Consider the following 11,664-nt stretch of genomic DNA (forward strand, 5'->3'; position numbering starts at 1 on the left):
TCTCCTGAATCCTATCTCCTGAAAATTCATAACCAATTCCCCAACAGGATATACGGCGACCAGTAGAAGGGATGGCGGAACTTGGGATTTTCTAATAGTTTTAGCTGTGCCTGCCGTAACGCTTCGGCCCGGGTAAATTTCTCGTTGATCAACCCCCGATAGAACGCGTTCATGAACTCGCTGGTCGCCTCGTCGTTGACCGGCCAGAGGGTGGCGACGGTACTACGCGCGCCCGATCGAACGGCGATCCCGGCCAGTCCCAGCGCGGCCCGATCGTCCCCGGCCGCGGTCTCGCAGGCGCTCAACACCAACAGTTCGATCGCTCTCTCCCCGGCTTCCTCCCGCGAGCGCAGGAGTCGATCGAGTTGGCCCACGTCGATCGGCCCGTCCCAGGCGAGGAGGAACGTATCGTCGAGATTCGAGCTAAATTGTCCGTGGGTGGCGATATGGACGATCGGCGCGGGAAAATCGAGAATTCCCGCCTTCAATCCCTCGATCGTGAACGCTTCATCGAGCAGGATATCGCTATTCACATTCTCGCGGATGGTTTTTAGCTCATCGACGACGTGATACAGGGGGGGGAATCCGTCGCGTTCGCGGGTTAATCCGGCCGCGAGGGTGGAGAATCCCCGACGTTGTAATTTATCCGGATCGAGGATTTCCAAGCCCGGATTCAGGGCGATCCGGTACTTTTCGATTAAAAATTGTTTCCCGTCGAAAAGCGCGCTCATGGGGACGTTCCGCAAGGCACCATCGGGAACGAAAACGAGGGTTTCGATCTGGTTTTCCTTCAGCCGTGCCTCGATCGGTTCGATTAGCCATCGGTAGATATCCCGACCGGGAGGATAAAAGTCGCGCCGCGAGCGAACGACTAGATGATAGCGGAACTCTCTGACGGTTTTTTCTAATTCTTTCGCCGTTACGGGGGCGCTGTAGTAGTGAAGGGGCCGTCCGGGTAGGGCGAGGATCACCGCCAGACGATCGCTCAGAACGATCGGGTAGATGATCGCGGCGCCGGGATCGATCGTCTCCACCGATCGAGGGTGCGTTTCTAGACAGTTTTCCCGAAAGAAGTTATTTAACTCGGCGATTCTCAGCGATTCGATAACATTTCTAGCTTTCTCGATCGCTTCCGGCGGGATCTGTCCTTGCCGATCCGGTTGGAGTAGTAAACTGACGAGTTGCCGGTAAACGGGTTCGACCCGCTCGCGGAAGGAAAACCGCGTGTCCCGATCGCCGGACGCGAGATCCCCCTCGATCGATTTCAGGGTTTCTACCGCGAGCGTGTAAGCGGCGATCGCCTGTTGTCTCTCTCCCCGCGCCGCCAGAATCCGCCCCAACTGCCACTGCCAGCGATACGCGAGCTCCGGCGCGTTATGGGCGGCCGCGATCGCCAGGGCCTGTTCGGTGAGCGATCGGGCGATGTCGTAGCGTCCCTCGCTCTCGTAAATCCCGCCCAATTCACCTAACGCCAGAGATTCCAAGCGTACGGCGCCGACTTGCCCCGCGGATTCCCCCGCTCCCGCTAGAATTCTCGCGATTTCCACGAGACCGGGGATCGCGGGATCGTTCCCGAGGTCTCGGAGTTGTCGGAGACTGGCGGCGAGATTGATTTCCGCGGCGATTTTATCTCTATCTAAGGGTAGAAGCTCGATCGCTTTTTTTAGGCTAGGAATTCCCTCGATCGCCCGTTCCCCCTGTCCGGTAGCCAGATAGATTTTCAACCGCCCCAGATCGCCCTGTACCCGCGTCAGGGGATCTCGCGCCGTCTCGATCGCTTTATCGTACCAATCGAGAGCGGCCACATGATTTCCCCGACCGCTCGCCGCGTTGCCCAGGGATAGATAGAGTCGGGATCGCTCTCGCGGATCGTCGGTTCTCGATAATAATTCGGTGAATAATACGGAGGCGGCTTCATTTTTCCCCGATAGTTCGAGAACTTCGGCTAGAATTCGCCACGCGGTTAGCTGTCGCCCGTCTAAAAAGGGCGGTAACGCTTGTAATTCCTGTTTCCACCGTTCGATCGACACCCGCTCGGGGAAATTCCGGCAGATCCGATCGGGGAGGTTTAAAACGGCCGCGAGATTTTCGCAGGCGAGCGGGTAGGAACCGAGAACTTTCAGGGCGAGCGCCTGATTGACCCGGCTCTGGAAAACCCCGATCCGGTCGTCGATCGAGCGGTAGAGCGCGTTGGCTGTCTCCCAACTTTCGAGCGCTTTCGGTGCCTGTCCCCGCGCCAGTTCGATCAATCCGCGATTATTCAACGTTCGCGCCATAATTTCCACCGATTCCGTATTTTTCGGTTCTTTTTCGAGTATGGCGATACTCTCGGCGATCGCTCTTTCCGCTTCCGCCCACGCGCCGATCTGCCGGTACGCCAGAGCGAGATTTCCCAGGATTCTCGCCCGCGCCAGGGGATCGTTCTCTTTTTCCGCCCGTTTCAACGCGGAGTTCCACCGCTCGATCGCGTCCTGAAATTGCCGGCTCTCGTAGAGCGCTTGTCCCTCGGTTTCCGGGGCGGTCGGCGGATTTATCGCGAGTATCGGCGTGAAAGGACTTAAAACGAGCAGGAAGCCGAGAAAAAAACACAGGAGAAATCGGAGCGATCGACGTTTCATCGGGGACTCTCTTCCCTCGGCGAGAGAAAACTATCGGGCGGGTCGGGCGGCAAGAGAGAGCGGCGCGGGGGCTACTGTTGTTTCGATTACTGTTGTTTTCAACCGGTTGGAAAAGCGATAGATTGAGGAGATTAACAGACAAGAGTACCAACCTAGTCTTTTATCGTAGCATGAGAATTCCCCGATGCGATCGCTATTGGCTCGTCAACGCTCGCGTTCCCGTTTCCCTCCTCGAAGAAAAGACCGTTCTTCCCCGAACCGCCGAGGGATTCTGTTCGGTGAGTCTGGAGATCGATAACGGGAAAATTCGGAGACTTCAAACCGAAAATCCGCTCGATCCCGATATACCGTTTCTCGATCTGCGAAAAAGTCTTATTTTCCCCTGTTTTATCGATGCCCACACCCATCTCGATAAAGGACACATCTGGCAACGTTCCCCGAATCGGGACGGAACCTTCGAGACGGCGCTCTCGGTGGCGCGTCGGGAGTCCCTGACATGGCGTTACGAGGACGTGTACCGACGGATGGAATTCGGCATTAAATGTAGTTACGCCCACGGAACCGCCGCGATCCGCACTCATATCGATTCTTTCGGCGAACAATCTCGGATTAGTCTGGCCGCGCTGGGAGAGTTACAACGGCAGTGGTCGGATAAGATCCACCTGCAAGCGGTTTCCCTCGTCTCTCTAGACTACTATCAAACTCCCGAGGGCGCGGATCTCGCCGATCGGATCGCCGGATTCGGGGGGATTCTCGGGGGGGTCGCCTACCAAAATCCCGATTTGGAGGCACAGTTAGAAGCTACCTTCCGTCTGGCGATCGAGCGGGGTTTAGATCTCGATTTCCACGCGGACGAGAACGGCGATATCGACTCTACCTGTCTGGCGGCGATCGCCCGAACCGCGCTAAAATTTCAATTTCCCGGCCGGATCGTTTGCGGTCACTGTTGCAGTTTATCGGTACAATCCCCCGAAACCGTCGAGCAAACCTTAAAACTCGTTAAAGACGCGGGAATCGCTATCGTTAGCTTACCGATGTGCAATCTTTATTTACAGGATCGCTCTAGCGATCGAACTCCCATCTGGCGCGGGGTAACGCGGGCGATCGAGATGAAACGCCACGGCATTCCCGTGATGTTCGCCAGCGATAACTGTCGCGATCCCTTCTACGCGTTCGGCGATCACGACGGTTTAGAGGTCTTCACCCAAGCGGTACGGATCGCCCATCTCGACACCCCCTACGGCGATTGGTGCGATAGCGTCACCCGTACCCCCGCGGATGTCCTCGGATTGCCCCATTTCGGGCGTATTGGGGTGGGTCTAGAGGCAAATTTGTTAATTTTCAAGGCGAGGGATTTTAGCGAGTTGCTATCGCGTCCCCAGTTCGATCGGCTCGTCCTGCGGAACGGGAAATCGATCGACACCACCCTCCCCGATTATCGCGAGCTAGACGATCTCCTCGGCATCGAGTAGGGAGTGGGGAGATGGGGTGATGGGGAATCTTTTCGGAAAAAGACTACTTTATCATTTATTCATTGTTTCCCCTTTTCCCTTTCCCTCCTGCCTCCTGACTCCTGACTCCTGCCTCCTGACTCCTGCCTCCTGCCTCCTGCCTCCTGCCTCCTGACTCCTGCCTCCTGCCTCCTGCCTCCCGAAAGTGCCGATCGAGAAACCAGCCGCGCGGGATAGTCGATTCCGTCGATCGAGCTTTTATAATAGGTGGGATCGCGGTGACGACCTCGTTAGCGCGACTCGGAATTATATTCGTCGGGGGAGTCCTCTATCATGCTCGATCGCAAGTGGTTACTGATCGGTAGCTGTGCCGTTCTCACGATTCTCGCGCCGGGGTCGGTTCACGCGCAGGCCGCCCGACTGCTCGTTCCCAACGAAACCCACGCCGAAACCTCCACCGTGTCTGGAATTTCCCCCTTGGAACTCCAGCAGTTCGTTCAGGCGCTCAAACAGATGCAGACGATCGATCTGGAATCGCAAAAACAGATGGCGGCGATCATCCAGAAAGAGGGCTTGAAACTGGAAAGATTTGTCGAGATCGATCGGGCGAACTCCAGTGGAGTGGCACCGGAAAAACCGGTCTCGGACGGAGAACAGCAACGTTATAATTCGATCGTCACCAAAATCCAGAAAGTCTGGCAGGATTCCCAGCCCAAAAAAGAACGGGCGATTACCGGACAGGGGCTAACGGTCGCGCGCTTCGGCGAGATCAACAATCAAGTCCGGAGCGATCGGGCCTTACAGGAAAAAGTCAAGCAGATGATCGGCACTCCCCCCGTCCCCGCACAGCCTACAGGTGATCGCTGATCATTCGATCCCGTCCTTCTTCTTTCGCCCTCTGTAATGCCTGTCGCGCCATCCGCACGAGATTTTCCGCGCCGAACGAGCCTTGCGGGAGAGCCGTCACCACCCCGTAACTCAAGGTAACGTACTCGCTCACGGGAGAATTGGGGTGAGGGATCTGTAGGGAGCGGATCTTTTCCCGGACGAGGTTGGCCACGGTTAACGCGCCCTCCTCGTTCGTGTTCGGCAGGAGGAGAGCGAAGGACGATCCCCCGAAACGGGCCACGAGATCGGCCGGACGTTTGACCGTCGTTTCTAGGGCGCGGGCGATTTTTTTCAAACATTCATCCCCGGCCGCGATCCCGTAACTGTCGTTATAGCTTTTAAAATAATCTAAATCGCATAAAATTAAGGATAACGATACCACCGCGTTATCTCCCCAGGAAATTCTATCCCTAGCGCAACGTTGCCATTCTTTTTCTAGAGATTCCTCGAAACGTTGCCGACCGGCCACCCGCGTCAGACTATCGAGAAAAGAGAATTCCCTCAATTCGTCGTAGACCTGGTGCATGGAATCCTCTAGTTTCCGTAATTCCTGAAGGGCGCGCCGGAGTTTTTCACTCTGTCGATCGAAATTTTTCTGCAAGCGGGCGATGATCAGTCGGGTCTCGATCCTGGCGAGGATTTCTTCGCTAGACGGGGGATAAGCGATGTAGTCCGACCCACCGACTTGAAATACCCGCTCCGGCTGAAAATTCTCGTTCCCATCGCTGATAAACAGAATCGAAGGCGGTTCTTTTAGCCTCGACGATTTGAGCCGATGACAGAGCGCGTAAGCGTCGGGATCTTGCAGGGTGGTATTGAGGAGAATCAGGGAAATCGGCGATGATTGAACGATCTCTAACAATCGATCGGTCTCGATCGTGGTCTGTAGAGGATAACCGCGCTCTTTGAGGAGAGGTAAGATAAACTCTAGCGATCGGGGAATTTCGCCCACGATCAGTAGATCGCCCGTTATCTCGTCTTCAGGGTAATGGTTCAACATCGTGCTAGGGAAAAAACGCTTGTAGTCTCATTATTCCCGATTCGCTCGTAAATATTCGACTAAAGCCTGTAATCCCCAGCGATAACTCGCCGCGCCGAAACCGCTAATCTGACCGATCGCCACGTCCGCGATATAGGAGTGATGCCGAAACGGTTCGCGCCGGTAAATATTGCTCAAATGTACCTCGACGGTGGGGATTTTCGTCCCGAGGAGCGCGTCCCGGATGGCGATACTCGTATGGGTGTACGCGCCCGCGTTGATGACGATGCCGTCCCGAATCCCCATCGCGGCGTGGATCGCGTCCACGAGAGCGCCCTCGTGGTTCGATTGGTAGGCGTTTAACTCGATCGACTGTCGATCGGCTTCTTCTTGTAAAGAAGCGTTAATTTCCTCTAGCGTGAGATTCCCGTAAAGATTCGGCTCTCGTTTGCCCAATAAATTCAAATTCGGCCCGTGGAGGACTAGAATACTAAGTTCAGACAAAATCGTTCGATCGGGTAACAACGATCGTCGATTGTACCGGAAACGAGCGAGCGATCTGCCGCGGGGGTCGAGAATCCGAGCGGCGATCGGGCTTGAAAAAAACGCTATATTTTAAAAAAGTGGCGACCTCTCGGAAAATTCCCGATGATGAAACCGGCCGAACCCGCGATTTTAAACTTATTTTGGTTCTGGTACTCAGAGATAATTCAAGCCCTAAAGATTAGAGACAATATGTTTTCAAACCAACTTTTCGCGAATTATCGGCAAAAGCTCGATAACTTGAATGTGGGCTTGGTAAGTCTATGTTTTGTCGTCGCTTCCGCCAGTGCTTCCCACGCTCAGATACTTTTCCGCGACGATTTTAACGGTAACACTCTGAACAACAACTACTGGGCTATCGGTGACTGGACGTTTGACAACAACCGCGCGTGGTTTGGTAACACCGCCACCGTTGCTAACGGGATGGCGACCCTGACGCTCGACACCTACAATCCCGATCGCTACGGGTATTTTCGCGGTACGGAGATCTATAGCCTTCAGGATTTCGCGATGACGGCGACGGGAATCGAGTTCGAGGCCCGAGTCCGCACGAACATGACCGCGAGAGGCGGCGTGACAGCTTTCTTCACTTACGCTCAAGTCCCTCCCGATAACTACGCCCACGAAATTGACTTTGAATTTCTCACCAACCAGATACCGAGCCAGAAGGTTCTGGTCACATCGTGGAAAGATTGGGGGGCTTCGGGTTCAACTTACAACGACGGTATCCACCACAAATCGAACGACAATACGAATGGTGCCGGACAGAGTGTTACGGGTCTCGATCTCACACGATTTAATACCTTTAAGATACGCTGGCTACCCAACAGTACGGAGTGGTACGTTAACGGAAACCTACTGAATTCGTGGCAGGAAGCCCGTCCCACCGCGCCCATGCCGGTGCGGTTTAACTTCTGGGCGCCGGGAGCGCTTTGGCCCGCGGCCTATGATGCCAACTTACAGCCCGCGGATCTAGCCAGCCTGAACCAAACTTTTACCTACGATATCGATTACGTGCAAGTGAGTGTTGTCCCGACATCGGTTCCGGAACCGACCCGCGACACCTCGCCGATCGTTGTGGCTATCCTCGGACTCGCGAGATGGCTACGCGGGATTTGGTGTCGGAGTGCCTGATACTATCCCTCTTGCCGAACCGGGGGGCGAGAAAGTCGGAATCGAGACACGAGAAAGCCCGCATGAGCGGGCTTTCTCGAAAAAACTAGAAGCGATTAACCGAGTAACGCTTTCGCCTTGGCGACCACGTTATCGACGGTGAAACCGAATTTCTCTAGAATCACGCCGCCGGGAGCCGAAGCGCCGAAGGTATCGACCCCGATCACGTCACCGTCGTCGGTAACGTAGCGTTGCCAGCCAAGGGTTGAACCCGCTTCTACCGCGAGACGTTTTCTGACCGCTTTCGGGAGTACGGATTCTTTGTATTCCGCGCTCTGTTCGTCGAACAGTTCCCAACAGGGCAGGGAAACCACGCGGACTTTAATTCCTTCCGCGCGGAGGATATCGGCCGCCTTGGCACAGAGGTAGAGTTCGCCACCCGTACCGATGAGGATGATATCGGGGGTTCCCTCACTATCGCTGAGGATGTAACCACCTTTGGCCACCGCGTCGATCGAGGTGCCTTCCAGGTTCGGTAAATTCTGACGCGAGAGCGCGAGCAGGGTCGGGCGATTTTTCTCGCTAACCGCCACTTTATAGGCTCCCGAAGTCTCGTTCCCGTCTCCCGGACGCATGACTAACAGGTTGGGAATGGCGCGCAGGGAAACGACGTGTTCGATCGGTTGGTGGGTGGGTCCGTCTTCCCCGAGGGCGATCGAATCGTGGGTCATCACCCAGATCACCCGCGCTTCCGACAGCGCCGACAACCGGATCGAGTTCCGCATATAGTCGCTGAAAACCAGGAAGGTCGCGCCGTAGGGAATCAACCCGCTACCGTGGAGGGCGATACCGTTACAGATCGCGCCCATCGCGTGTTCCCGTACCCCGAAATGCACGTTCCGCTGATCGTACTGACCTTTCTGGAAATCGCCGATCCCGTGTAATTCGGTGTAGTTGGAGTGGGTGAGATCCGCGGAACCGCCGATCAGACCGGGGACAACCGGCGCGAGGGCGTTGAGACAGATTTCCGAGTGTTTCCGGGAGGCGAGGGCTTTATCTTCCGGTTTGTAAACGGGAAGAGCTTTATCCCAGCCGTCGGGGAGTTGACCGCCGATTAATTGCTCGAACGCGGCCGCGTCTTCGGGATATTTGCTCTTGTACTCGTTGAATTTCGCGTCCCACTCTTTCTCGTACTCCGCGCCCCGTTCGATCGCCTTGCGGAAACGGTTCAACGCGTCTTCGGGAATCACGAAGGGTTCGTAATTCCAGCCTAACGCCTCGCGGGTTAACTGGATTTCCGAGGCTCCCAACGCCGCGCCGTGAACGTCCGCGGTATTCGCTTTATTGGGCGAACCGTAGCCGATCGTCGTGGTAACTTTAATCATCGAGGGCCGGTCGGTGACGGCTTTGGCCGCCTCGATCGCCGCCGCGATGGCTTCTAAATTCGTGTTCCCGTCGGGAACGTGTTGAACGTGCCAACCGTAGGCTTCAAAACGCTTGCTCACGTCCTCGGTGAAGGAGATATCGGTGGAACCGTCGATCGAGATATGGTTGTCGTCGTAGAGGGCGATTAATTTCCCTAATCCCCAGTGACCCGCGAGAGAGCAAGCTTCCCCGGAAATACCTTCCATATTGCAACCGTCACCGAGGATCACGTAGGTGTAATGGTCGATAATCTTACAATCCGGCTTGTTGAAGCGCGCCGCGAGATGGGCTTCGGCCGCGGCCAGACCGACGGCGTTAGCGATCCCCTGTCCGAGCGGGCCGGTCGTCACTTCCACCCCTTCGGTGACGAAGTTTTCCGGGTGTCCGGGGGTTTTCGATTTCCATTGCCGGAACTGTTTGATCTCCTCGATCGGTACGCTATCGTAGCCGGTTAGGTACATCAAAGCGTACTGGAGCATACAGCCGTGACCCGCGGAAAGGACGAAGCGATCTCGATCGATCCATTTCGGGTTTTTCGGGTTAAAGCGTAGGAATTTATCCCAGAGGACGAAAGCCATCGGGGCGGCTCCCATCGGTAAGCCGGGGTGTCCGGATTTCGCTTTCTCCACCGCGTCGATGGCGAGGAAACGGATGGAATTTACACAGAGTTCTTCCAGGGATTGGGAGGCGACAACCATAGTGTTATTTGGGTGGGTGCGAATAAACTGAAAACGAAAGGGGGGAGGTAGAGACAGCGAACCTCGCGTTCGTACAAGAGTATTTTACGGTGAATGTCGTCCCCGTACCGATCGCGAGTGTCGGATAAGTGTCGCTGTCGTTCAAGTTCAGGCGTATTTTTTAAAGGCGAGGGTCACGTTATGACCGCCGAACCCGAAGGAGTTGGAGAGAGCCGCCCCGATCACCGCCTCTCGGCTCTCGTAGGGAACGTAATCGAGATCGCAATCCGGGTCGGGATTGTCGAGGTTGATCGTCGGGGGAATCCGATCGTTGGCGATCGCCATGACCGTAGCGACGGCCTCGATACCGCCCGAGCCGCCCAATAGGTGGCCGGTCATGGATTTCGTGGAACTGACGGGAATTTTATACGCGTGTTGTCCGAGGGCTTTTTTAATCGCCCGCGTTTCCGTGGGGTCGTTCGCGGCCGTGCTGGTTCCGTGGGCGTTGATGTAGGAGATCTCCGAGGGATCTAGCCCCGCGTCTTTGATGGCGAGTTCGATCGCTCTCGTCGCCCCGCGGCCGTCGGGAACCGGCGAGGTCATGTGGTACGCGTCGCAGGTCATGCCGTAACCGACGATCTCGGCGTAGATCCGCGCGCCTCTCGCGAGGGCCTGTTCGAGTTCTTCGATAATCAAGATCCCGCTTCCCTCTCCCATGACGAACCCGTCGCGATCTCGATCGAACGGGCGACTGGCTTTGGTCGGTTCGTCGTTGCGGGTGGAGAGCGCCTTGGCCGAGGCGAATCCCGCCACGCCTAACGGGGTGATCGCCGCCTCGCTCCCCCCGCAGATCATCGCCTTGGCGAGTCCGCGTTGCACGAGGCGGAACGCGTCCCCGATCGCGTTCGATCCCGCCGCGCAGGCCGTCACGGTACAGTTATTCGGCCCTTTCGCGCCGGTGTGGATCGCGGTCAGACCGGCGGCCATGTTGGCGATCATCATCGGGATCATGAACGGGCTACAACGGCTCGGGCCTTTGGTCAGGTAAATTTCCTGTTGATCTTCGAGAACTTTCAGCCCGCCCACGCCCGTACCGATCAGTACGCCGATATCGTCCGCGTTCAGGTCGTCGATCGCCAGTTTCGAGTCCGCCAGTGCTTGTAAACTGGCCGCGACCGCGAATTGCGAGAAACGATCCATCCGTTTCGCTTCTTTGCGATCGAGGTAATCGTGGGGGTCGAATCCTTTGACTTCCGCCGCGATCCGGCAGGCGTGTCGGGAGGCATCGAAGTGGGTGATCGGCCCGAGTCCGCTTTTTCCACCGACCAATCCCGCCCAATAGGAAGCCAGATCGTTCCCGAGGGGTGTGATCGCTCCCAGACCCGTGATGACAACCCGTTTTAATGGCAAATCTGTCATGTTTTTAAAAAATAAGGGCGGACTTCGCCCGACATATCCATAGAACTTGTTAAGATTGCAACGCGGTCATCCCTAGGCGGCCGTCCCAACTTTGTCAGCGATGTAAGCGACGGCGCTGCCGACGGTATCGATCTTCTCCGCGTCTTCGTCGGGAATTTCAATATCGAACTCTTCTTCGAGCGCCATCACTAACTCGACCACATCGAGGGAATCGGCCTGTAGATCGTTGGCGAAACTCGCGCTCTCGACAACTTTTTCCTCGGGTACCTCTAATCCATCGACGACGACTTTTTTGACTCGATCGAAAATTGACTGGCTCATTAGATTTGTTTACTTTGTCCGCTAAGAAAACCTGACACTATAATACGGTTCAGGGGGAAATGGGGCGGTTCGTGCCATTTCCACAAGGGCATGATAGGGATTCGGTTTAACGATCACTATTTCCCATCTTACTGGAAATCGATCCCCTCTTTGTCAAGATTTTTCGAGAAGGGGGGTGAAATCTTTACCGTGGAAAGCGGTGGAAATTAACGCCGCGCTGGAATTACGCA

Annotated in this window: 9 protein-coding genes; 3 read left to right on the plus strand and 6 right to left on the minus strand. The window is 55.9% G+C overall.

From position 1 onward, the window contains the following. Nucleotides 1–26 precede the first annotated feature (26 nt). Complete coding sequence (locus V0288_RS04440) at nt 27–2,618, minus strand: CHAT domain-containing protein (RefSeq protein WP_332863822.1); 2,592 nt, start codon at nt 2,616–2,618, stop codon at nt 27–29. A 170-nt stretch (nt 2,619–2,788) separates the two neighbouring features. On the opposite strand from V0288_RS04440, the gene V0288_RS04445 reads away from it, so the two are divergent. Both V0288_RS04445 and V0288_RS04450 read left to right on the plus strand, forming a co-directional pair. Beyond that, nucleotides 2,789–4,090 (plus strand): cytosine deaminase, encoded by a 1,302-nt coding sequence (locus V0288_RS04445; protein ID WP_332863823.1) that lies wholly within the window; start codon nt 2,789–2,791, stop codon nt 4,088–4,090. Between the two features lie 312 nt (nt 4,091–4,402). Then, nucleotides 4,403–4,936 (plus strand): DUF4168 domain-containing protein, encoded by a 534-nt coding sequence (locus V0288_RS04450; RefSeq protein WP_332863824.1) that lies wholly within the window; start codon nt 4,403–4,405, stop codon nt 4,934–4,936. On the opposite strand, the gene V0288_RS04455 is transcribed toward V0288_RS04450, so the two are convergent. Beyond that, complete coding sequence (locus V0288_RS04455) at nt 4,920–5,957, minus strand: diguanylate cyclase domain-containing protein (protein WP_332863825.1); 1,038 nt, start codon at nt 5,955–5,957, stop codon at nt 4,920–4,922. The genes V0288_RS04450 and V0288_RS04455 overlap by 17 nt on opposite strands. A gap of 30 nt (nt 5,958–5,987) precedes the next feature. Next, the gene (aroQ, locus tag V0288_RS04460; protein ID WP_332863826.1) at nt 5,988–6,440 is read right to left on the minus strand and encodes a type II 3-dehydroquinate dehydratase; all 453 of its coding nucleotides are present in this window, start codon (nt 6,438–6,440) and stop codon (nt 5,988–5,990) included. A gap of 231 nt (nt 6,441–6,671) precedes the next feature. On the opposite strand from aroQ, the gene V0288_RS04465 reads away from it, so the two are divergent. After that, the gene (locus V0288_RS04465; protein ID WP_332863827.1) at nt 6,672–7,613 is read left to right on the plus strand and encodes a glycoside hydrolase family 16 protein; all 942 of its coding nucleotides are present in this window, start codon (nt 6,672–6,674) and stop codon (nt 7,611–7,613) included. A gap of 95 nt (nt 7,614–7,708) precedes the next feature. Here the strand turns inward: V0288_RS04465 and tkt are convergent, their stop codons facing one another. The 3 genes from tkt to V0288_RS04480 form a co-directional block, all read right to left on the minus strand. Continuing rightward, on the minus strand, nt 7,709–9,715 hold the full coding sequence (gene tkt / locus V0288_RS04470) for a transketolase (RefSeq protein WP_332863828.1): 2,007 nt from the start codon (nt 9,713–9,715) through the stop codon (nt 7,709–7,711). A gap of 147 nt (nt 9,716–9,862) precedes the next feature. Further along, nucleotides 9,863–11,113, minus strand: coding sequence for a beta-ketoacyl-ACP synthase II (gene fabF / locus V0288_RS04475; RefSeq protein WP_332863829.1), 1,251 nt, complete (start codon nt 11,111–11,113; stop codon nt 9,863–9,865). Nucleotides 11,114–11,185: 72 nt separating this feature from the next. Then, complete coding sequence (locus V0288_RS04480) at nt 11,186–11,434, minus strand: acyl carrier protein (protein WP_332863830.1); 249 nt, start codon at nt 11,432–11,434, stop codon at nt 11,186–11,188. Nucleotides 11,435–11,664 lie beyond the last annotated feature (230 nt).

Origin of the sequence: Pannus brasiliensis CCIBt3594 (assembly GCF_036688125.1) — a bacterium.
GTDB lineage: Bacteria > Cyanobacteriota > Cyanobacteriia > Cyanobacteriales > Microcystaceae > Pannus > Pannus brasiliensis.

Coding starts and splice junctions, on each gene's coding strand:
- V0288_RS04440 (WP_332863822.1), bottom strand. CDS start 2,618: ATGAAACGTCGATCGCTCCGATTTCTCCTGTGTTTTTTTCTCGGCTTC.
- V0288_RS04445 (WP_332863823.1), top strand. CDS start 2,789: ATGAGAATTCCCCGATGCGATCGCTATTGGCTCGTCAACGCTCGCGTT.
- V0288_RS04450 (WP_332863824.1), top strand. CDS start 4,403: ATGCTCGATCGCAAGTGGTTACTGATCGGTAGCTGTGCCGTTCTCACG.
- V0288_RS04455 (WP_332863825.1), bottom strand. CDS start 5,957: ATGTTGAACCATTACCCTGAAGACGAGATAACGGGCGATCTACTGATC.
- V0288_RS04465 (WP_332863827.1), top strand. CDS start 6,672: ATGTTTTCAAACCAACTTTTCGCGAATTATCGGCAAAAGCTCGATAAC.
- tkt (WP_332863828.1), bottom strand. CDS start 9,715: ATGGTTGTCGCCTCCCAATCCCTGGAAGAACTCTGTGTAAATTCCATC.
- fabF (WP_332863829.1), bottom strand. CDS start 11,113: ATGACAGATTTGCCATTAAAACGGGTTGTCATCACGGGTCTGGGAGCG.
- V0288_RS04480 (WP_332863830.1), bottom strand. CDS start 11,434: ATGAGCCAGTCAATTTTCGATCGAGTCAAAAAAGTCGTCGTCGATGGA.